The organism is Ruegeria sp. AG6, from assembly GCF_056541565.1.
In genome coordinates this window covers 1,277,159-1,299,584 of the sequence record NZ_JBQFYQ010000001.1, presented here as the reverse complement: position 1 = coordinate 1,299,584, position 22,426 = coordinate 1,277,159, and the positions used below count along the sequence as shown (strand labels likewise).

Annotated in this window: 19 protein-coding genes; 9 read left to right on the top strand and 10 right to left on the bottom strand. The window is 60.0% G+C overall.

The features are described from left to right. Window positions 1-4: 4 nt before the first annotated feature. The 7 genes from ftsA (at window position 5) to ACR0I0_RS06450 (ending at window position 9,294) form a co-directional block, all read left to right on the top strand. Window positions 5-1,339 (top strand): cell division protein FtsA, encoded by a 1,335-nt coding sequence (gene ftsA / locus ACR0I0_RS06480; RefSeq protein WP_170344711.1) that lies wholly within the window; start codon window positions 5-7, stop codon window positions 1,337-1,339. Continuing rightward, entirely contained in the window at window positions 1,326-1,745 is a 420-nt protein-coding gene (locus tag ACR0I0_RS06475; RefSeq protein ID WP_210092620.1) for a hypothetical protein, read from the top strand. Before ftsA ends, ACR0I0_RS06475 begins: the two co-directional genes overlap by 14 nt. Before the next feature lie 348 nt (window positions 1,746-2,093). Next, window positions 2,094-3,698, top strand: a complete 1,605-nt coding sequence (ftsZ, locus tag ACR0I0_RS06470; RefSeq protein ID WP_209832528.1) for a cell division protein FtsZ — start codon at window positions 2,094-2,096, stop codon at window positions 3,696-3,698. A gap of 213 nt (window positions 3,699-3,911) precedes the next feature. Continuing rightward, complete coding sequence (gene lpxC, locus ACR0I0_RS06465) at window positions 3,912-4,832, top strand: UDP-3-O-acyl-N-acetylglucosamine deacetylase (protein WP_171631015.1); 921 nt, start codon at window positions 3,912-3,914, stop codon at window positions 4,830-4,832. A 126-nt stretch (window positions 4,833-4,958) separates the two neighbouring features. After that, window positions 4,959-5,822 (top strand): outer membrane protein assembly factor BamD, encoded by an 864-nt coding sequence (locus ACR0I0_RS06460; RefSeq protein ID WP_171631018.1) that lies wholly within the window; start codon window positions 4,959-4,961, stop codon window positions 5,820-5,822. Between the two features lie 36 nt (window positions 5,823-5,858). After that, on the top strand, window positions 5,859-7,508 hold the full coding sequence (recN, locus tag ACR0I0_RS06455; RefSeq protein WP_480490630.1) for a DNA repair protein RecN: 1,650 nt from the start codon (window positions 5,859-5,861) through the stop codon (window positions 7,506-7,508). Window positions 7,509-7,608: 100 nt separating this feature from the next. Beyond that, window positions 7,609-9,294 carry a chloride channel protein gene (locus ACR0I0_RS06450; protein ID WP_171631023.1) on the top strand — a complete coding sequence of 562 codons (1,686 nt, stop codon included), beginning with the start codon at window positions 7,609-7,611 and terminating at the stop codon, window positions 9,292-9,294. Between the two features lie 3 nt (window positions 9,295-9,297). On the opposite strand, the gene ACR0I0_RS06445 is transcribed toward ACR0I0_RS06450, so the two are convergent. The 5 genes from ACR0I0_RS06445 to cobS all read right to left on the bottom strand — a co-directional run bounded on the left by ACR0I0_RS06445 (window position 9,298) and on the right by cobS (window position 16,088). After that, window positions 9,298-10,665, bottom strand: coding sequence for a DUF3179 domain-containing protein (locus tag ACR0I0_RS06445; protein WP_480490629.1), 1,368 nt, complete (start codon window positions 10,663-10,665; stop codon window positions 9,298-9,300). A gap of 91 nt (window positions 10,666-10,756) precedes the next feature. Beyond that, the gene (locus ACR0I0_RS06440) at window positions 10,757-11,098 is read right to left on the bottom strand and encodes a DUF427 domain-containing protein (protein WP_209832537.1); all 342 of its coding nucleotides are present in this window, start codon (window positions 11,096-11,098) and stop codon (window positions 10,757-10,759) included. Between the two features lie 63 nt (window positions 11,099-11,161). After that, window positions 11,162-12,952, bottom strand: a complete 1,791-nt coding sequence (locus ACR0I0_RS06435) for an aminopeptidase P family protein (protein ID WP_480490628.1) — start codon at window positions 12,950-12,952, stop codon at window positions 11,162-11,164. Window positions 12,953-13,102: 150 nt separating this feature from the next. Beyond that, on the bottom strand, window positions 13,103-14,980 hold the full coding sequence (cobT, locus tag ACR0I0_RS06430; protein WP_210092615.1) for a cobaltochelatase subunit CobT: 1,878 nt from the start codon (window positions 14,978-14,980) through the stop codon (window positions 13,103-13,105). Between the two features lie 121 nt (window positions 14,981-15,101). Further along, entirely contained in the window at window positions 15,102-16,088 is a 987-nt protein-coding gene (gene cobS / locus ACR0I0_RS06425; protein ID WP_152458642.1) for a cobaltochelatase subunit CobS, read from the bottom strand. Window positions 16,089-16,544: 456 nt separating this feature from the next. On the opposite strand from cobS, the gene ACR0I0_RS06420 reads away from it, so the two are divergent. Continuing rightward, on the top strand, window positions 16,545-17,432 hold the full coding sequence (locus ACR0I0_RS06420; protein ID WP_480490626.1) for a Hint domain-containing protein: 888 nt from the start codon (window positions 16,545-16,547) through the stop codon (window positions 17,430-17,432). Window positions 17,433-17,592: 160 nt separating this feature from the next. Here the strand turns inward: ACR0I0_RS06420 and ACR0I0_RS06415 are convergent, their stop codons facing one another. Together ACR0I0_RS06415 and ACR0I0_RS06410 are read right to left on the bottom strand one after the other, a co-directional pair. After that, a complete protein-coding gene (locus tag ACR0I0_RS06415; RefSeq protein ID WP_371807721.1) occupies window positions 17,593-18,147 on the bottom strand; it encodes an NYN domain-containing protein in 555 nt (184 codons plus the stop codon). A 167-nt stretch (window positions 18,148-18,314) separates the two neighbouring features. Then, window positions 18,315-18,941 (bottom strand): J domain-containing protein, encoded by a 627-nt coding sequence (locus tag ACR0I0_RS06410; protein WP_171631037.1) that lies wholly within the window; start codon window positions 18,939-18,941, stop codon window positions 18,315-18,317. A 107-nt stretch (window positions 18,942-19,048) separates the two neighbouring features. Between ACR0I0_RS06410 and ACR0I0_RS06405 the strand changes: the two genes are divergently transcribed. Continuing rightward, window positions 19,049-19,303, top strand: coding sequence for a BolA family protein (locus ACR0I0_RS06405; RefSeq protein WP_171631039.1), 255 nt, complete (start codon window positions 19,049-19,051; stop codon window positions 19,301-19,303). 13 nt (window positions 19,304-19,316) lie between these two features. Here ACR0I0_RS06405 and ACR0I0_RS06400 read toward each other — a convergent pair whose 3' ends face one another. From ACR0I0_RS06400 to pepT, 3 genes are all read right to left on the bottom strand, one after another. Then, on the bottom strand, window positions 19,317-20,393 hold the full coding sequence (locus ACR0I0_RS06400; RefSeq protein WP_171722929.1) for a PLP-dependent cysteine synthase family protein: 1,077 nt from the start codon (window positions 20,391-20,393) through the stop codon (window positions 19,317-19,319). Window positions 20,394-20,578: 185 nt separating this feature from the next. Further along, a complete protein-coding gene (locus ACR0I0_RS06395) occupies window positions 20,579-20,998 on the bottom strand; it encodes a DUF4177 domain-containing protein (RefSeq protein WP_171631043.1) in 420 nt (139 codons plus the stop codon). Window positions 20,999-21,078: 80 nt separating this feature from the next. Next, on the bottom strand, window positions 21,079-22,335 hold the full coding sequence (gene pepT, locus ACR0I0_RS06390) for a peptidase T (RefSeq protein ID WP_480490623.1): 1,257 nt from the start codon (window positions 22,333-22,335) through the stop codon (window positions 21,079-21,081). Between the last annotated feature and the right edge of the window lie 91 nt (window positions 22,336-22,426).

Below are 22,426 nucleotides of genomic sequence, written 5' to 3'. Positions count from 1 at the left end.
CATGATGACCGATCTTTATCAGTCCCAACGTGCCATGCGTCAGATGCGGCGGCAGGCATTGCAACGCGGTGTGATTGCGATTCTGGATGTGGGCAGTTCGAAAATCGCCTGTCTTGTGCTGCGCTTTGACGGAACCGGTCGGCTGAGCGAGGACAACACCATCGGTTCCATGGCAGGGCAGACAGGTTTTCGCGTCATCGGTGCCGCGACCACCCGGTCGCGGGGCGTGCAGTTCGGCGAAGTCACCGCCATGCAGGAAACCGAACGTGCCATCCGCACCGCGCTTCAGGCCGCACAGAAGATGGCCGACATCCGCGTCGACCATGTGATCGCCTGTTTCTCGGGCGCGAACCCGCGGTCTTACGGGCTGGATGCACAAGTCGATCTGGACGGTCAGATCGTGACCGAGGCCGAAGTAGGCCGGGTTCTGAACGCCTGCGACGTGCCGGATTATGGTGACGGGCGCGAAGTACTGCATGCTCAACCGGTGAATTTCGCGCTCGACAACCGATCGGGCCTGATCGACCCGCGCGGGCAGATGGGCCAGAGCCTTGCGGTCGACATGCATATGCTGACCGTGGATTCGTCAGCGATCCAGAACATCGTGCGCTGTATCAAGCGCTGCGATCTGGAACTGGCCGGGATTGCGAATTCGGCCTATGTCTCGGGCATCTCGGCGCTGGTCGAGGATGAGCAGGAACTGGGTGCGGCCTGTATCGACATGGGCGGCGGCACCACGAGCGTTTCGATCTTCATGAAAAAGCACATGATCTATGCCGATTGCGTGCGCATGGGCGGCGATCACGTGACTGCCGATATCTCGATGGGCTTGGGTGTACCTGCCGCCGTGGCGGAACGGATCAAGACATTCAATGGTGGCGTTCATGCCACCGGGGCCGACGACAGGGATATGATTGATATCGGTGGTGATACCGGCGATTGGGAACACGACCGCCGCACCGTCAGCCGTGCCGAGTTGATCGGCATCATGCGCCCGCGTGTCGAGGAAATTCTTGAAGAGGTCCGCGTCCGGCTGGACGCCGCCGGATTTGAACACATGCCAAGCCAGCAGATCGTGCTGACCGGCGGCGGCAGCCAGATCATGGGGCTGGACGGGCTGGCCACGCGCATCCTCGGTCAGCGCGTTCGCCTGGGCCGCCCCTTGCGCGTGCATGGCCTGCCCCAATCAGCCACCGGGCCCGGGTTCTCGTCCGCTGTCGGCCTCAGCCTGTTTGCAGCCCATCCTCAGGATGAATGGTGGGACTTTGAAATCCCGGTCGATACCTATGCCGCGCGCCCGTTCAAGCGCGCCGTGCGGTGGTTCCGTGACAACTGGTAGAGTCCTGCGCGGGTGTGCACTGGGCACGGCGCTGCTGCCTTGCTTGGCCTCGGCCCAGACCATGATCACGCCCGAGGCGTTTCTGGACGCGGCGGTCGGCAAAACTCTGACATTCTACGAAATCCGCAGCGGTGGCCTGGTGGGAACCGAACAATTTCTGAACCGCCGCATGTCGGTCTGGCGCGAAGAGGGGCAGGGCTGTGTCTACGGGCAGATCACGACGCCAAACGGTCAGTTGTGTTTTCTGTACGACAATGACCCGGACGGCATTCCGGTCTGTTGGTGGCCGTTTTTGCATGAAGATCGTTTGATGGTGCGGCTTGCCTCATTCGTCGATGGCGAAATACAGGAAGTGCGATCCATGACGGATCGCGGCCTGGACTGTCCAAATGCACCGCTCAGCTGAAGAAACCGGTTGCAGCGTTTCGATTTATCCCTCAAGATATCCACAAGGCCCGAAAGAGGCCTCGCGGCAGGACCTGAGCAGTTTTCCGCAATGTAGTCGACAGTCGATCAGAGCGCGATGAACGAATGTGTTCTCGCGTTCATGCCGGTTGTCTAGTAATGGTCGCCGTTGTTTCCGCTATATCTGGCGTGACCTGCGAAATGCCGCCGGTTTCTGCCTTATTTCCTCCATATTTTGTGGGAAAACGCGATTTTTGACGTGACCTTTTGGCATCAGGCCGCTAGAATCGAACAAGGATAGGTAAGAAAAACACCGCTTTGGCGGGACATAAATACAGGCGGACAGAGCATGACATTGAATCTTTCGATGCCCGGGCACGACGAACTGAAGCCTCGGATTACAGTATTTGGCGTTGGCGGTGCAGGCGGGAACGCCGTCAATAACATGATTGAAAAACAGTTGGACGGCGTTGATTTCGTGGTCGCCAACACCGACGCACAGGCGTTGCAACAAAGCCAGTCTTCGGCGCGGGTGCAGCTGGGCGTGAAAGTCACCGAAGGTCTGGGGGCAGGGGCCCGCCCGACCGTAGGCGCGGCCGCCGCCGAGGAAAGCATCGAACAGATCGTGGACCACCTTGCCGGCGCGCATATGTGCTTCATCACCGCCGGTATGGGCGGCGGTACCGGCACGGGGGCTGCTCCGATCATTGCGCAGGCCGCCCGCGAATTGGGTGTTCTGACCGTCGGTGTCGTCACCAAGCCCTTCCAGTTCGAAGGTGCCAAGCGGATGCGCCAGGCTGAAGATGGTGTCGAGGCGCTGCAACAGGTTGTCGATACGCTGATCATCATCCCGAACCAGAACCTGTTCCGTCTGGCCAATGAAAAGACCACCTTTACCGAGGCGTTCTCGATGGCTGACGACGTTCTGTATCAGGGCGTCAAAGGCGTGACCGACCTGATGGTGCGGCCCGGCCTGATCAACCTCGACTTTGCCGACGTTCGCGCCGTAATGGACGAGATGGGCAAGGCAATGATGGGCACCGGCGAGGCAACAGGCGAAGATCGCGCCATTCAGGCGGCGGAAAAGGCCATTGCAAACCCGCTGCTGGACGAAATCAGCCTCAAGGGTGCCAAGGGCGTGCTGATCAACATCACCGGGTCGCACGACTTGACCCTGTTCGAGCTGGACGAAGCTGCCAACCGCATCCGCGAGGAAGTGGATCCCGAGGCCAATATCATCGTCGGCTCGACGCTGGATACCGCCATGGAAGGCGGAATGCGCGTGTCGGTTGTTGCGACCGGCATCGACGCCAGCGAAAAATCGACCGAAGTCCCGGTGGCACGCCGTTCGATGTCCGAACCGCTGACCCGCACGGTTTCGGCTGAAGAGCATATTCAGGAAGAAGCGCACGTAGCTGCCGACACAGCAGAGCCTGCCCCGCAGCCGGAAGAAAACCGCGAACCTTCGCTGTTCGAAGCCGCGGAAGAGCCGGCGCAGCCACAATTCCAGCCGCGCGTCGAGCGTGACGATGACGGCTTGCCGCCACCCGCTTATCAGCCGCGTGTGGCCGAATTCGAACCGCAGCCCGAGCATGTTGAACCCGCGCCGGAGGCATTCGTGGCACCGCGCGGGCATGCTGCCGGCACCCCGTCGCCCGAAGCGTTGCAGCGTTTGCAGGCCGCTGTGCAGAAGGTTCCGTCGGCGCCACAGCGTCCGGCGGCGCCCCGTCAACCCGAAGCAGTTTCGCAGCCGGAACACGAAGAACGCTCGCGGTTTGGCTTCAATCGCCTGATCGACCGGATGACCGGGCACGCCTCTGACACACCGGCTCAACCGCCGCGTCAGCAGCCCGTTTTGCGACAGTCCGAGGCAACCGCGCCGCTTCAGGAAGAGGCCGATCCGGATCAGGACCGTATCGAAATTCCGGCCTTCCTGCGCCGTCAAGCCAACTGATCGCGGTAACAAAATCCACTCAAAGGGCTGCCATTTGGCGGCCCTTAATTGTTTATTAATAGTCACTTGCAACTATGTGAGCAGGGTTTCGCCGATCTGTTACATACATGTTTCAATCGGTTGCAAAGAGTGAGTTGAGCCTTGACGCGGGCTTCCTTAACTCAGTGTCCAACACGGCCCAAGCAGGCTGGACACTACTCACCGAGGCCTATTTTGCAACATACGCTCAAATCTCCGGTCACGTTTACAGGCGTCGGGCTGCACAGCGGCAAGCCGGCGACCATGGTCCTGAAACCGGCGGCAGCCGGTCATGGCATCTGGTTCAAGCGGACGGATATTCAACTGGGCGACGCGATGATCCCGGCGATCTACTATGCGGTTGAACGGACCCCGCTTTGCACGCGTCTGGTGAATGATGCCGGCGTTTCGGTTTCCACCGTCGAACATATCATGGCTGCATTGGCCGGGTGTGGCGTGCACAACGCGCTTGTCGAGATCGACGGTCCCGAAGTTCCGATCATGGACGGCTCCTCGATTGATTTCGTGCGTGGCATCATGGCCCGGGGTGTGCGCCGTCAGGCCAGCCCGGTATTGGCCTATGAGGTCCTGAAAACCGTCACCGCATCCCGCGAAGGCGCGAGCGCCAGTATTGCGCCCGCTGACGGGCTGATCATCGACTTCCATATCGATTTCGAAGACGGTGCCATCGGCAGCCAGAGCAAAACGCTTGATATGCGCAACGGTTCCTTCGCGCGCGAACTCAGCGATTGTCGCACGTTCTGCCGACGCACGGATGTCGAGGCGATGCGCGAAAACGGGTTGGCTTTGGGCGGCACGCTTGAAAACGCCGTGGTCGTTCAGGGCGTCGAAGTTCTGACACCGGGCGGTTTCCGCCGGGTCGACGAGGCCGTGCGCCACAAAATGCTGGATGCTCTGGGTGATCTCTATCTGGCTGGTGGGCCGATTTTGGGTCACTTCACCGGAAACAAGTCGGGTCATTCGCTGACCAACACATTGCTGCGCAACCTGTTCGAAACGCCGGGCGCCGTGCGTCCGGTACTGTGCACACCGGAACAGGCCGCGCGCCTGCCGGGGCAGGGGCTTGTGGTCAAGGAAATTCCCGAAGTGGCCTGATCAGATCAACTCTGACGACATTTGCGCCGGAAGTCGCATAAGGCGTTTTGCACCGGAATTTTCTGTGCTAGACCATGGCTCAAATCGGGGCAAACCCCATTAAGCAAGACGACAAGGATGGGCGGTATGGTTGGCAGCAAAGCGGCAGTCAGACTCGCGGGTGCGATTCTTCTGGCAGCAGTTTTGACGGCATGCGGCAACGCCGGCGGCCTTTTTGGTCGCAAGGGCGCGGACCGTGAACAGAATCTGGAAGGGTTCACGCCGGAACAGATCTATACCCGAGGTGAATACGAACTGTCGCAGAATCGCTCGGACGACGCGGCGTGGTATTTCTCGGAAGTCGAACGTTTGTATCCGTATTCGGACTGGGCCAAGCGCGCACTGATCATGCAGGCGTTTTCGTTCCATTCGGACCAGAATTACGAAGAAAGCCGCGCGGCGGCGCAGCGGTATATCGACTTCTATCCGACGGATGAAGATGCTGCCTATGCGCAGTATCTGCTGGCGCTCAGCTATTATGACCAGATCGACGAAGTCGGGCGTGACCAGGGCCTGACCTTCCAGGCGCTGCAATCTCTGCGGACCGTGATCGAGGTCTATCCCGACAGCGAATACGCCACATCGGCGGTACTGAAGTTCGATCTGGCCTTCGACCATCTGGCGGGCAAGGAAATGGAGATCGGGCGCTACTACCTGCGTCAGGATCACTATGTCGCGGCGATCAACCGGTTCCGAGTTGTGGTCGAAGACTTTCAGACCACATCCCACACCGCCGAAGCACTGTATCGTCTGGTCGAAGCCTATCTGTCGCTTGGCCTGCTGGACGAGGCGCAGACCGCAGGTGCCATTCTTGGCTACAACTACCAGTCCTCGGAATGGTATGACGATGCGTACAAACTGTTGACCTCTCGCGGGCTTGATCTCAAGAGCCGCGGTAACAACTGGCTCAGCACGATTTATCGTCAGACCATCAAAGGTGAATGGTTGTAATCGCGATGGCCTTTGGTCCGGGACGCTGAAGACCACATGCTGCGCGCCCTTGATATCCGCGATATGCTGATCATTGACCGGCTGGAACTGAGCTTTCAGCCGGGCTTGAACGCCCTGACCGGCGAGACCGGTGCAGGCAAATCGATTCTGCTGGATTCGCTTGGCTTCGTGTTAGGCTGGCGCGGGCGCGCGGAACTTGTGCGGCAGGGTGCCGCGCAGGGTGAGGTCGTCGCCGAATTCGAACTCTCTGCCGATCATCCCGCACATGCGATTCTGGCCGAAGCCGGTCTGCCGGGTGGCCAGGAACTGATCCTGCGCCGCGTCAACACGGCCGAGGGGCGCAAGACCGCCTGGGTCAATGACCGCCGCTGCTCGGGCGAAGTTCTGCGGGCGCTGTCCGAGACCTTGATTGAACTGCACGGACAGCACGATGACCGCGGTTTGCTGAACCCACGTGGTCATCGGGCGATGTTGGACGAATTCGCACAGGTCACGGAGCAGCTGTCAAACGTGCGAACCGCCTGGGCCGCGATGTCCCGAACCCGCAAGGCGCTGGCCGAGACCGAGGCCGCTCTGGCTGCGGTCCGCAGCGAGGAAGAATTCCTGCGTCACGCGGTCGCCGAGCTAGACCAGCTTGACCCGCAACCCGGTGAGGATGCCGAACTGGATGCCCGCCGCCGCATGATGCAAGGGGCCGAGCGGATTCGCGACGATGTTGCGCGTGCCTTTGCCCTGTTGGCCGGGGACGGGGCGGAAGGGGCCATGTCCGACGCCATGCGCTGGTTGGAAGGCGTCTCGGACAACGCGGGCGGCCAGCTGGAAGAACCGATAGCAGCGCTCGGGCGCGCGATGATCGAGTTGGGCGAGGCGCAGGATGGCGTGAATGCCTGCCTTCAGGCGCTGGACTTCAACCCGGTAGAATTGGAACAGGCCGAGGAACGCCTGTTTGCCATCCGTGCGCAGGCCCGCAAACATGACGTGGCCCCGGATGATCTGGGTTCGTTTGCCGGCACTCTGCGTGACCGGTTGAACCGGTTGGAGGCAGGGGATGCCGACCTGGCAGACAGGCGAGCTGCCGTAGACGCGGCGCAACAGGCCTATGACGCCGCCGCAGCCGACCTCAGCGCCGCGCGCAAGGCCGCCGCTGGGCAGCTTGACGCGGCCGTCATGGCGGAACTGGCCCCGCTCAAGATGGAACGTGCCGTGTTCCAGACCGAGATCACCCCGGTTGAACCCGGCCCCGAAGGCACCGACGCTGTGGCCTTCACCGTGGCCACCAACCCCGGTGCGCCGGCGGGGCCGCTGAACAAGATCGCCTCGGGGGGTGAGCTCAGCCGCTTTCTGCTGGCCCTCAAGGTCTGCCTGTCTGGCGACGACAGTGCCCGGACGATGATCTTTGACGAAATCGATCGCGGTGTCGGTGGGGCAACCGCCGATGCGGTCGGACGCAGGCTGGCGTCGCTCGCGCAGGGCGGGCAGGTTCTGGTTGTCACCCATTCCCCGCAAGTTGCTGCGCGGGCAGCTCATCACTGGCGGGTGCAGAAACAGGTTACCGACGGACAAACCCTGTCCACCGTCATTCCTCTGGCCGAACCGGATCGGGTGGACGAGATCGCGCGCATGGTGGCCGGCGACACCATCACCGAAGAAGCCCGCGCCGCCGCCCGGGCTCTGTTGCAGGCCTGACGCGGCGATGGCGTGAATTGGTGCTCACACTGTCGCTATCTCACTTTTATATGGGCGCTCCGTGGCTTACTAAGGGTTAAGTGATGATCCTCGAGGGCCAATGACCCAATCGACCCGCACCGTTCTGCGCAACCAGTTCAATCAGGCTGTGGCCGCGATCAAGGATGCGTGGCGGGTCATGCTGCGCCGGGGGCCAAGCCAGATCCAGTTCTGGTTCATTGCGCTGGCCATCGGGATAGGGGCGGGTTTCATGGCGCTTGGCTTCCGCAAGGCCATCAGCGCATTGCAGGCCTATCTGTACGACACCAATGATATCCTGCTGCTGCACAGCCACGCCGAGAAACTGCCATGGTTCATGGTTCTGATCATTCCCATCTTCGGTGGCCTGGTCGTCGGCATCATCCTGAACCGGTTCACCAATGACGGGCGCGTCCGGTCGGTTGCCGACGTGATCGAAGGTTCGGCCATCACCGACGGGCGGGTCGAGGTCAAGGCGGGCATCGCGTCGTTCTTCGCCTCGCTGATCACGCTCAGTTCGGGCGGGTCAACAGGCCGCGAGGGGCCGGTGGTGCATATGGCCGGAGTGATTTCCACATGGGTCAGCAACCGCATACATGCGGACGGGATCACGGGGCGTGACCTGTTGGGATGTGCCGTCGCTGCGGCCGTGTCGGCCAGCTTCAACGCCCCCATTGCGGGGGCCTTGTTCGCGCTCGAGGTCGTGCTGCGCCATTTCGCCGTTCACGCCTTTGCCCCGATCGTCATCGCCTCGGTCGCGGGAACGGTGATCAACCGGCTGGAATATGGCGACGTTACCGAGTTCACGCTGGAGACGCCGGGATCGCTGCAATTCTATGTCGAGCTTCCGGCATTCCTGATCCTGGGCCTGATCTGCGGACTTGTCGCGCTGCTGCTGATGCGGTCGATTTTCTTTGCCGAGGATATCGGCAGCCATATCCAGAACCGTCTGTCGATTCCGGCCTGGTTGCGCCCTGCGGTGTCCGGGGCAATGCTGGGGCTGATGGCGATCTGGTTCCCGCATATCATCGGCGTGGGGTACGAGACGACAATTCGCGCCCTGACCGGTGATCTGGTGCTGACCACGGCCATCCTGTTTGCGGTGACCAAAACGGTTGCGGTGGCGATTACCATGGGTGGGCGCATGGGCGGTGGGGTGTTCTCACCGTCTCTGATGGTCGGCGCATTGACCGGGCTGGCCTTCGGTCTGATCGCCACCGGGTTGTTGCCGGATGTGTCGGGCACGCATACGCTCTATGCCTTTGCCGGAATGGGCGCCGTAGCTGCGGCGGTGCTGGGCGCGCCCATCTCGACCACTTTGATCGTTTTTGAACTGACCGGCGATTGGCAGATCGGTCTTGCCGTGATGGTAAGCGTGTCCATGTCCACGGCACTGGCCTCGAGACTTGTGGACCGGTCTTTCTTCCTGACCCAGCTGGAACGGCGTGATGTCCACCTGGCCGCGGGGCCGCAGGCTTATCTGCTGGCAATGCTTCGCGCCGGTGCCGTGATGCGCCCGCTTGGGGATCCGCGGTCGATCACGAAAGAAGAGGCGCAGGGGCTGATCGACCAGGGCCTGTGCATTCAGGCCAGCGCCACGCTGGAAGCCGCCATGCCCTATTTTGATCGTGACGACATCCCCTGCATTCCGGTTGTCATTCTGGAAAACGACGGCTCTGAAACACCGGTTGGGGCGCTCTATCACGTCGATGCGCTCAAGGCATATAACAGGGCGCTTGCGGCCACGGCTGCCGAAGAGCATTCCTGAGTTTCACTCACCATACACGCTGGCTGCGTCGCCCAGATAATTGTCCCACGCAAACCAATAGGAAACATGACCGGCGACTCGTGGCAAACGCGTTCCATCCGGCCCGATCAAAGCCTCTTCCGTGACGGTCCAACCGTTCCCCGCGCTATCCTGCAACCCGCCTTGCGTCGCCCGGAACGCATGCGTTTTTCGCTCATAGGCCCGCACGCTGCGCTCTTTGGGATCGCCAATCAGAACCAGAGGTGTCCGACCGATTGCATCGTTGATCACCGGTTTGCCCTTGAACGCAACCAGAGGCCAGGCGCGGGCTGCACCAAACTGGCGCACGGCAAAGATGTAATCCTTCTGCCTAAGCCGGGACTGATCCACAACCGCCGGGAACATCAGCTCGCTCGAGGCGAAATAGTCGCGATAAACCACCCCTGATCCGTAATTGCGCCGATGCCCGGTGTTCAGCGACAGAACACGGGTTTTGGGATGCGAGGTCCTCCAGCTGTCCCATGTCGTGATCACCACAGGGCGTTGTTTCAACGTGATGCCGCTGTTCGCCAAGGGCCCTACAACAGGTTTGCCGGTATACTGGTTCCACAGCGAATGCGTCTCACGGTCAAACATCAGCTTGTTCGAGCGATAGAGGAAACCTGACGACCCGAAAATGAACGGCTTTCGCCGCCCCGCCACCTGGGTTTCAAACAGGATGCCAGACCCGCAAAGCGTGCAATAGGCCAGCGCCACGGGCACGCCACCGATCACCTCGTTGAACATCTCGTGCCAGCCCATGATCCGCAGGGGATAAGCGCGCTCATCCCCATTGATGGCGACGCCAAACACCAGATCATCGCCCTTCAGATACCCCGCATTCGAAGCAGAGATCAGGGTGGGATCGTCCAGGGACGGAATGCCATCCTTGTACACACCGCCCCAGGCGATCTCTTCCAGGCGGATCTTCATCTTGTCGCGTTGCAGATATTCGGGCCGCAGGAACAGATCGAAATTCGGGTCGATCCCCAGAAGAACCTCGCGCTTGAACGGGATCAGCGACGGATGAGGGACAATCTGCGGGTTACGTTCCTGCCACAGCATCCAATCGAACCAGTCATTGCCATGGCGTTGCCCGGTCAGGGCCTCCATCACCTCGACAATCTCATCCCGTCGCCTGTCGGCATAACGCATCGCAGTCAGCAACCCGGCCACAACATCCGGCTGGCCACGGCCCTTCAGATACGCCATCTGCGCCTCAAACGCGGTCCGACGCCCGCTCAGCGTGCTGCGCAACGCGTCCAGAACCGGATCCTGCTGCGCCCACAGCACGCCGGGCGCCATTGCACCAGCCCCAATCATCCCAGCAAAATCGCGACGTGACATCGACATGGAAGCCTCCGGTGTTACCCCGGAGAAAGTGTGCCGCAAATGCCGTTCACGTGCATGCCACAGCTGCGTGAGGTGGGCGCGGGGGCTGGCGTTAAATCTGCTCCACTTTCACCGATTCGACCGGGTAGAATGCCAGATGGTCCTTGATCTCGGCCACCGCCTGAATCGGATCCTCATAGCTCCAGACCGCGTTGTCGGTCACGGATGACTTGTTGACGATGGAAAAGTGCGTCGCCTCGCCCTTGCCGGGGCAGTGGGTCACCTTGTCAGTCCGATCCAGAAACGCCATCGCAATATCGTTGCGCGGGAAATAGATCACCGGATCCTTTTCGCCTTCAAGCAGTTCCAGCGCGTTGTTCGTTTCGCCCAGAATCGCACCGCCCGAGCGGACAGTCCATTTGCCCGGCGCTTTCCGGATCGTGATCTCAGCCATTCCTCTTCCTTCCGTCGTCGTATCAGGGTCACCCCTCTGCCTGTTTTATGTAACAGGCCAGTGTCAGATTGGGGCAGTTGCGGCATCCAACCACAGTTGTGCGTCATGTCCCAGCCTTGGGCGGATTTTTTCCGCAACGTCGCGGTGATAGGCATTCAGCCAGTCGCGTTCGTCAGGCGTCAACATATCGACCAAGATCAGTCTGCGGTCAATCGGCACAAAGGTCAGCGTGCGCCAGTACAGCATTGCGCGTTCGGCATCGCCACCGGGCAGCAGAGGAGCGTCTTCCACGACCACAAGGTTTTCGATGCGGATGCCAAAGGCACCTTCCCGGTAATACCCAGGTTCGTTTGACAGGATCATGCCGGGTTGCAGCGGTATATGGCTGACTTTGGACAGCCGTTGCGGCCCTTCATGCACGCTCAGATAGGCGCCGACCCCATGTCCGACCCCATGGTTGAAATCCTGTCCCGCAGACCACAGCGGCACGCGGGCCACACATTCGATATCCCGCCCGGAAAGGCCCGCAGGCCAGCGCAGCATCGACATGGCAATCATGCCCTTCAGCACCCGGGTGAAGCAGGTTTTTTCCTCGGTTCCGACGTCACCGATGGCGATGGTTCGGGTGATGTCGGTGGTGCCGTCCAGATACTGCCCGCCACTGTCCAGCACCAGAATATGGCCATTTTCCAGGCGGCTGTCGGTCTCTTCGGTCACGCGGTAATGCATGATCGCGCCATTCGGACCCGTGCCTGCAATGGTATCGAACGAGATGTCCTGAAGCGCATTGTCCTTACGCCGGTTTTCTTCCAGCCGGGTGACAACCTGTGTTTCGGTCACGCTGCCCGGGGCCTGTTCGTCCAGCCAGCACAACGTCTCGATGACCGCCACCGCATCGCGCAAATGCGCCTCGGCGCTGCCCGCGATTTCAGCCGCATTCTTGCAGGCTTTGGGCAGGGCGCAGGGATCGCCGCCATCCGTCATCGCGTCACCCAGCGCATCGGCCACGAGCTGAGGCACCGAAGCGGCATCCACCTGCACCGGACCGGCCAGAGCCGCAACCGAATCCAGAAAATCGCCCACAGCGCGCAAGGTCACCTGAGAACACAGATGATCCCGTACCCCGGCCAGTTTTTCTGCCGCCATGAACAGATCGACCTGACCACCTGCATGAAGAATGGCAAAGCCGTGGGCCACCGGGTTATAGGCGATATCCGACCCACGGATATTCAACAGCCACATGATGGAATCCGGCAGGGTGATCACCGCTGCCTTGTGCCCGGCCCGCCGAAGGTCTTCGGCCAGACGGGCGATCTTGCTGTCCGCACCTTCCCCGGCAAATTCGATCGGATGCGCCTTGACCGGGTTCATCGGCGGTGCGGGTTGATCGGCCCAGATCCGGTCCACAAGGTTTTCGCACCTTACCAGTTCGATGCCCGATCCATCCAGATCACTCAATGTGCCGGAAATCTGCCCCGCCGCATGCAGCCACGGGTCAAAACCGATCTTGCCGCCGTTGGGCAATTGCTGTTTCAGCCAGGCGCTCAGGCTTACCTCGGGCCAGGGGACCGGGGTGAAATCTGCGGCAACTTGTGCCTTGACCTGGGTGCGATACCGCCCGTCGATGAAAACTCCGGCCACGTCGCGCAGGGCGGCGCAAAACCCGGCCGAGCCCGTGAACCCGGTCAGCCAGGCCAGACGTTCATCGCGCGCCGCGACATACTCTCCCTGATGCGCATCCGCCCGCGGGATCAGAAACCCGTCCAGCCCTTCTTGCACCATCTGTTCGCGCAAGGCGGCCAGCCGCGGTGGCCCCTGTTCCGGGCGGGCGTTCACTTCGAAGGATTGGAACATGGGCGGCCTCATTCACTTCATTTGAGCGTGACCCTGAGGCGCATTTCAAAAAATGTCCAGACGGGAACACCCCGTCTGAACGGGCCGATGATCAGCAAGGAAAAACACGTCGCCCTCGGGGAAATACGCCCGCCGCGCAGAAGATCAGCCTCAGCCGGCCTTTCTCATCCCCATGACACGCGCCCGCGCCCGCGGGTCACTGTCAAAAAGAGCCGCCAGTTGTTCGGTCATCGCGCCGGCCAGTTGTTCGACATCGGTAATCGTCACCGCCCGGTCGTAATACCGGGTCACGTCATGGCCGATGCCGATGGCCAAAAGTTCGACCATCTTGCGTTTTTCAACCATCGCGATCACGTCGCGCAGGTGTTTTTCCAGATAGTTGGCGGGGTTCACGCTCAGTGTCGAATCATCGACCGGCGCACCGTCCGAGATCACCATAAGGATCTTGCGTTGTTCGCGCCGTGCCAGCATCCGGCGATGGGCCCATTCCAGGGCTTCCCCATCGATGTTTTCTTTCAGCAGGCCCTCTTTCATCATCAGACCCAGATTGGGCCGCGCACGACGCCAAGGGGCGTCCGCGCCCTTGTAGATGATGTGGCGCAAATCGTTCAGACGGCCGGGCTGTTGCGGGCGGCCATCGTTTAGCCACGCCTCGCGCGCCTGACCGCCTTTCCACGCCCGCGTGGTAAAGCCCAGAATTTCGACCTTTACATTGCACCGCTCCAGCGTCCGGGCCAGAACATCGGCACAGATGGCGGCGATCGAAATCGGACGACCCCGCATCGACCCCGAATTGTCCAGCAGCAGCGTCACCACCGTGTCGCGGAACTCGGTGTCTTTCTCGACCTTAAAACTCAGCGGAGTGGTGGGGTTCGCGACCACACGTGCCAATCGGCCCGCGTCCAGAATGCCTTCCTCGCGGTCGAACTCCCAGCTGCGGTTCTGCTGCGCCTGCAAGCGACGTTGCAGCTTGTTGGCCAAACGGCTCACCGCGCCTTTCAGCGGTTCAAGCTGCTGATCCAGATAGGCCCGCAGACGTTCCAGCTCGGCCGGTTCCGCTAAATCCTCAGCGGCGATCTCTTCGTCGTGAGTGTCCAGATAGACCTTGTAATCCGGGTCCGCTTCAGATGCCGGCGGTGGGGCAGGCGGCTCCAGAGGCGCCTCGCCATCCGGCATCTCAGCCTCGTCACCCATCTCGTCTTCGGCCATTTCGTCCATCGAGACCTGGGCCTGAGACTGATCCTGCTGCTCTTCCTGCGTCTGCTCAGGGGTCGCGTCGGCGTCCTGTTCGTCCTGATCATCCTGACCGGTGCTGTCCGGATCGGGCTGCTCCTCGGCGTCTTCCTCGGCCTGGTCTTCCTGCTCGTCGTCCAGCTCATCGGGGTCATCCCCAAGCTGGTCGCCATATCCCAGATCCTTGATCACCTGACGGGCGAATTTGGCAAAGTCCGCCTGATCCGAGAGAATCTCGTCCAGATTCTCCAACGTCCCACCCGCTTGCTCTTCAATGAACCCACGCCACAGGTTCATGATGTTTTCTGCGGCGGGGGGCAGATCGCGCCCGGTGGCCAGATGCCGGATCAAGTACCCTGCCGCAACCGACAAAGGTGCATCGGCGGGTTGCTTGCACTGATCATACCCACGCCGGATTGCTTCATGCCCGATCTTGACGTCAATATTGCTGGCGGTGCCCGGCATGTCCCGCGCGCCCATTGCCTCGCAGCGGGCGGTCTCCATCGCCTCGTACAGATCCCGCGCCATATCGCCCGGAGGCGCATAGCGCGCATGGGTCGCGTCGTCATGATACTTGCGATGCAACGCCAAGGCGTCCGCCGTGCCTCGCGCCAACAGCACTTCTTCGCGCGTCATCCGGCGCGAGACCTGAGGCAGCCGCATCGACTCGCCCGTCATGCCCGAAGGGTCCACCGTATAGGTCACCGACAGTTCGGGATCATCGGCCATGACCTTGGTGGCCTCGGCCAAGGCCTTCTTGAACGGATCGGCGGGGTTGTCGTTCTTCTGTGCCATGTCCTTAAGCCCTCATAGTACTGGCCTGCCCGGCGTCGAAAACAGCAACGGATCTGTCTTCATCTGGCCAAAAATATCCCCGCCGGAGGCATTGCGCCCGCTCCGGGCGCAATTCGGGTGCTTACCCCAAGCTTGCACTCGCGGCGCTTTCAGGCAACTCCTCATCAAAGCAGCGCTGATAGAACTCGGCCACGGTCTGGCGCTCCAGCTCATCGCATTTGTTCAGGAAGGACAGGCGGAACGCATAGCCCACATTGCGGAAAATCTCAGCGTTCTGGGCCCAGTTGATCACGGTCCGCGGGCTCATGACGGTGGACAGATCGCCATTCATGAAGGCGGTCCGGGTCAGGTCGGCCACGGTGACCATCTGGCTGACGGTCTTGCGGCCCTCGGCGGTGTTGTAATGCGGCGCCTTCGACAGAACGATCATCGTCTCGGCGTCGTGGCTCAGATAGTTCAGTGTCGACACCAGCGACCAGCGGTCCATCTGCGCCTGGTTGATCTGCTGCGTGCCGTGATACAGACCCGTGGTGTCGCCCAGACCGACCGTGTTGGCGGTGGCAAACAGGCGGAAATTTGGGTTCGGGGTGATGATCTCGTTCTGATCCAGCAGGGTCAGCTTGCCGTCATGCTCCAACACACGTTGGATCACGAACATCACGTCGGCGCGGCCCGCATCGTATTCGTCGAACACGATGGCAACCGGGTTGCGCAACGCCCAGGGCAGAATGCCTTCGTGGAATTCGGTCACCTGCTTGCCGTCGCGCAGTTTGATCGCGTCTTTACCGATCAGGTCGATCCGGCTGATATGGCTGTCCAGGTTCACACGCACGGCGGGCCAGTTCAGACGGGCAGCGACCTGTTCAATGTGGGTGGATTTGCCGGTGCCGTGATAGCCTTGGATCATCACACGACGGTTATGGGAAAAGCCCGCCAGAATCGCCAGCGTGGTTTCCGGATCGAACTTGTAGGTATGATCGATCACCGGCACTCGGTCGCTGCGCTCGGCGAAACCCTTGACCGCCATGTCGCTGTCAATGCCGAACACGTCACGGACCGAGATATCCTCGGTAGGTTTTGCGTTGATATCGATCGATCCGTCAGCCATGCGCCTAGTCCTTATCCTTTGGCCCGTTCACCGGGTATGAACCCGTGTGTGGTGCAACATATTGCGGGCAAGGGCAAGGGAAAGCGAAAGGCGCCCAAAGGTGCGCATGTTTTTCTTGCAAACTGGCCCTATCGTTGCACATGGGGTGTCATTCCAGAATGATAAACCACGCTACGATTTGGCACCTCGCGTTAACAAGCTTTGAGGCCGATTGCGCATAACCCAGAAGTCCTCGGTGAAAGGCTGGCAACGGCCTTTGCGCCTCGCTCAAATGTAAACATTAACATACTATCATTGAAATGCTTCTTCGGCGCGTTAACATGACTTCTAAATGTGGTTTTTTGGGCGGTCTTTGTGAGTTTGTGAGGGCCGTGGTGTTCTGTTCAGTCAACACACGGAAGGAACTTGTTCGTTGCGAGTTCCCTTTTGGTCCAACCTGCTTAGCGGATACAACGTATGTCGTTTGATGTCTTACTTCATTCGGTCAACACAAGCGGGCAAGGCGACTTGATCGTCCGAAACTTGACCGATCCAGCCACTGTCTCGGGTCAAACGATTTCGATCAACGGTGGTCCGTTCGTACCCTACACGTATCTTGGACAAGGTAACTACAGAGGTACCGGCGAATCTGGTGAGTTTATTCAGGTTGGAACCGAAATCTATGCCTGGGACACCAACAACCCCACCGGGCCAATGACAACCGGAAACTGGCAAATCACAACCGGAGATCTTGATCCAAACAATCCGCCCTGTTTTGTTGCTGGAACCCTGATAGAGACCGAGGCCGGTCCACGCCCGGTCGAGAACCTGATGATCGGTGACAGAGTTTGCGTGTCAGGTGGGAAAACGCTGCCGATTTTGTGGATCGGGAAAAAAGTGCTGAGTGCACAAACACTGGCTTTGCAACCGAAATTTAGACCCGTTCGCATTCGGCGCGACGCGATTTGCAAGGGTCAACCCAACCAGGATGTTTTTGTGTCCCCGCAACATCGGATCATGCTGGAAGGCTGGCGCGCCGAGTTGTTGTTCGGACAAGATCGGGTCTTTGTTGCGGCAATCCACTTGGTGAATGACAGAACAATTCAGCAGGTGCATACAGGTGAAGACATCACATATTACCACATTGCCTGCTCTCGACACGCGATACTGCACTCGCAGGGGCTACGTAGCGAAAGTCTTTTTCTGGGCGACACAGCGCTGCAGTCTTTCTGTCGTGAAGACGTCGAAGAATTGCTCGCACTGTTCCCCGAATTGCGTGACGGCACTGCAGAGTCGCAACAAACTCGCTTAAGTTGTTTGAAGCGCCGGGAAGCAATTGCATTGCGAAGCTCATACCCGGACTGAAGCGCGGATAGTTGTAATCCGAACCGCCCCTGGTTTGATCCCTGGCCTCAACAAACCCCTTCAAATGTGTTCTCTGGGACCATTTACCATAGGCAATTTCTCAGTGCAGCACCGTTGAGATGGCCTTACACATCTGTGCCTTGGGTCAACCGTTGCTTGACTATAGCGAAAACCAAAGCTCGTCTTTGCGAAAGCCACCTTTTACCAGACGATCCGCGTTCAACACATCCGGAAACTCGTCCACCCAATCCCGAAACCGGTCATTTGTGACGATGCGTGCCTTGCTATCCCGCGCCGCCTGCAAGATCAGCGGGTCCGCAGGTGTCCCTTCGGGGGCCACCATGACCTGCTTGGATCGCAGGCCCAAGGCGCGGCTCAGCTTCCGGTCGTCCATATAGTGGCCTTCGACTTTGTACCCGACATTCGCATCGAACATGACGCCCGGTTTGAACCCTGCGCGCTTCAAAGTCTCAAGGACCTTCTTCAACGTACCCAGATCCGGGGTGCCATCTTTCCAGTGCATGACGTTCGAACCGTCCACGATGATCCATGTATTGGCCCGGCGCCATCTGAACCAGGCCCGTACGAACAGAATTGCGCTGGCCATCACGCAAATCAGCGCCAATAGGAACAGCCAATCCGCGTCAGTCGTAATGAAACTGGCAGCGATGAGCCCGCTTAGCGAGACGAGCAACAGGCAAATGGATGTGCGCACGAAACTGATCCCTGGAAACTCCTGTCCCAAATCCTCCACCACTTTCGTGTGGAATGAAACAGGGTTCCATACGGAACTTGCGCAGTTTTTTCAGGTTGTGTCGTCCGCGGCACCCAACCATTCAGGCAGAGCGCGCCGCCAACGCAAAGCAGGCAAAGCCGTGACCGCTACTTGAAGTTCCGGCTGTCCTTGATCTGATCCCAGGCCCAGACAACTTCCTGCAACTGCTCTTCCTGCGAACGGTCGCCGCCGTTCATGTCCGGATGCAGCACTTTGATCAGCTTCTTGTACGCTTTGCGAACCTCGGCCTTGGTCCAGCTGTCATTGGCCTCGAGAATCTCGATCGCACGGCGTTCGGTCGGCGGCAGGCGTCGTCCGCCGCCACCCGTCGTGCGGCCTTTGTTCTGCGTGCTGTTGGCACCAAGAACCTGATGCGGATCCTCGATCCCCAAACGGGCCCAGGCACGTGCTTCGGGGTCGCCCATCGGCTTGGTCTCGCGCTCCCAAACCTTGTCTTTCGATCGCTGCGCGTTCAGCTCGGCCTCGGTGGTGCCGTCAAAGAAATTCCACTTCTGGTTATATTCCCGCACGTGTTGCTGGCAGAACCAGAAAAAATCATCCAGGACATCCGGTGCTTTTGGCGCGCGGAACTTTCCCGGTTCTTCACATCCCTCGTGGTCACAGATCCGGACCGAGGTTTCAGAGGCACCCGACATGCCCCGGCGTCCCCGCGGATTCTTCTTTTTGGCGCTGGAAACGGACATATCGAATCCGAAGGGGTCTGATTTCGCCATGCTCTAATCCTCAAGAACGCGTCTTTTCGACTCGGAGGCAGCAGTTTAATCTAAGCAGCCGAAAGTAGAAGAGGGGTGCGGCAATATTTTTGCCGCTGAGCAAAAAAATGAGTGTGACCGACGAGATCCGAACCCGCCTGCAAGCCGCCTTTGATCCGCGCGAGCTGGACGTGATCGACGACAGCGAAAGCCATCGCGGCCATGCGGGATATCAGGACGGTGGTGAAAGCCACTTCAACGTCCGTATCCGCGCCAGCGCATTCGAAGGCAAATCCCGCGTCGCCCGCCACCGTGCCGTGCACAAGGCGCTGGGCGACATCGTGCCCCGCATCCACGCGCTGGCCCTTGATATCGGCGTCTGAAGACCTTTACGTGTCAACCCGCCTCCATCTGTGCGGACGGCGTCGATGCCGAGATGGCGTATTCCTCTTCCGTCATGCCCTCTTCGATTCCCTCGAACAGGGGGGTCGACAAGTATCGCTCGCCGGTGTCCGGCAACATGACCAGCATGACAGAGCCTGCCGGCGCGGATTCGGCCAGCTTCATGGCCACCGCAATGGTCGATCCGCCCGAAATCCCGGTGAATATCCCTTCTTCGGCGGCAAGCCGGCGCGACCATGCGATTCCTTCGGGTCCGGGAATGGGGATCAACTCGTCATAGTATGAATTGTCGATGGCTTCCTGAAGAACCCAGGGGATGAAATCCGGTGTCCAGCCCTGAATCGGGTGGGGCTCGAAATCGGGGTGGCTTTCGGTCGGCTGATGGTCAGCGTTGCGCGTATTGACGTAACCTGATGATACTATTGCGGCATTTGCCGGTTCGGTCAGGATGATCCTGGTGTCGGGCCGCTCTTTCCGCAGTATACGCGAAACGCCCGAAACGGTGCCGCCGGTCCCATAGCCCGTCACCCAATAATCCAGCCGTTGCCCTTCGAAATCCGCAAGAATTTCCCGGGCAGTCGTGTTCTCGTGAATATCGGCATTGGCTGCGGTCTCGAACTGGCTGGCAAGGAACCATCCGTTTTCCTCGGCCAGTTCCTTGGCCTTGGTATACATGCCGAACCCTTTTTGCGCCTTCGGGGTCAGAACAACCTTGGCGCCCAGAAACCGCATCAGCTTTCGCCGTTCGACCGAGAAGCTCTCGGCCATCGTCACGACCAGAGGGTATCCCTTGGCCGCGCACACCATGGCCAGCCCGATCCCGGTGTTGCCGGATGTCGCTTCGACAACGGTTTGTCCGGGCTTCAGCCGCCCGTCACGTTCCGCCGCCTCGATGATGTTCAGCGCCAGCCTGTCCTTGACCGAGCCTGCCGGGTTGAAGGCCTCGAATTTCACATAGACGGTCACATGCTCGGGCGCGATCCGATTGACCCGAATGCAGGGCGTGTCACCGACCGTGTCGAGAATGCTGTCATACAGGCGTGTCCGCCCTTGTGTCTGTCGAATAGCCATTTCGATGTCCCTCCAGAATATCCGGCTAACATGCCACAGATTTCCCGAGGGTGTAGCCCTTATTGCTTTCCAATGTGGTTGGGCCGTCCCGGCTCGACTTGACGTATGTCAGAGCGAACACGGATGTCCTGCACAAGGCCACAGGGCATTTGCAATCGCTCTGGCGGTCGTACCAGCCCCCAAGCCTATGTTTTTGAAGGGTCGCTTTCATCAGCGGCGTCATCAGACCGCTTCAACGACAAAGGCGGCTCGTCCGCCTCTGCGGCAATAGGTTTTGGGGCCTGTACCTCGTCGGGGCCCGGAATCGGCTGGGCCAGCGGGGTGTCATCCATCTCAGGTACTGCGCCGACCCACGAGGCATCGACTTCCTCTTCCACCACGCGGCGGAACACCAGCACATTGCGCCAGTTCGTGGTCGATCCGGTCAGACCCGAGCGTTCTTCGCTGGGCAGCAACTCGGCCCGCTGGTATTCCCAGCCATCCTGCCCCAACTGATTCAGCAGTTGCTCGACCGAGACGGCAAAGCGGCCCTCGGCCGTTTTCACGCCTTTGGCTTTGACACCTTTTTGCGGGGCGGGGATGACCTTGTATTCGTAGCGCTTCATCTACTGTTCCTAAATGCGTTTCCGCGCCAACTTAACACGCTGCCCCCCGGGTGAAAGGGCCCTTGCTCATCCGGCGGAATTCACCTCTGACCATTCGCTTCGGCCTGTGCCGCCTTGGCCACAACCGACAGGCACAGTTCCGTCGCCAACGCCATGTCCTGCACTGAAATCCATTCCAACGGGCCGTGAACGCACTGCATCCCGGTGAAAATGTTGGGGCAGGGGGTGCCGAATTCGGTCAGGCGCGATCCGTCCGTGCCGCCCCTAATCGGTACCGACAGCGGTTCAACCCCCAACTCGCGACACGCATCGCGCGCCAGTTCGACCGGAGTCATGTCGTTTTCCAGCCAATACCGCATGTTGCGGTACTGGTGGCTGATGTCGCAGGTGATGGTCGCGCGCGGTTCCGTGGCCTGCACGGCGGCGCAGACCTGCCGCACGATGTTTCGTTGCGCTTCCAGCCCGTCCATCTCGAAATCACGCAGGATCAGCTTGATCTCCATCTCGGATGATCCGCCGTTCATGTCAGTGACATGGATGAAGCCTTCGCGTCCGTCCGTGGTTTCCGGCGTCATGGTGGCCTGAGGCAATGTCTGTACGATCTTTGCCGCCAGATGCGTGGCGTTCACCATCTTTTCCTTGGCCAGGCCGGGATGGATCGAAACACCCTCGATCCGGATCACGGCGCGGTCGGCCGAGAAACTTTCATACTCGATCTCACCCACTTGCTGCCCATCCAGCGTATAAGCAAAATCCACGCCCAGATCCTGGGGAAGTTGTTCCGTGACACCCCGGCCGATCTCTTCATCCGGAGTGAACGCGATACGAATCGGACCATGTGGAACATCCTGATTTTCGATCAGGTGCCGCGCCATCGTCATCAGAATCGATACACCGGCCTTGTCGTCCGCGCCCAGCAGGGTTGTGCCCGACGCAGTGATCAGGTCGTGGCCGATCTTTTCGGCCAGATAGGGGTGGTCTTCCGGAGAAAGAACCGGATCCGGGTTGTCGGGGAAGGTGATGTCGCCACCGTTGTAGCCCTTGATCACCCGCGGCTTGACGCCGGTTGCGTTGAACTGAGGGGCTGTATCGACATGGGCCAGAAAGCCCACGGTCGGCCCCGGCGCCGTTCCGGGAATGGTCGCGACGACAACACTGTCGCCCGTCATCTCAACATCCTGCGCGCCGATCTGCATCAGCTCATCGCGCAACAGGTTCAGCATGTCGAACTGAATCTGAGTGCTCGGGGTCGTCGGGGATGTCTCGTCACTTTGACTGTCGATGGCGGCATAGCGCACCAGCCGGTCTTCGAGTTCCTGATCAAATCTGCTTTGCATAATACCTCACCTCTCTGTTGCGGAGGAAAGGGCCCAAACAGCAGGAAGTCAAGCCGATGGCTTGACCCCAAGTCTTGAGATTTTGTGAGAA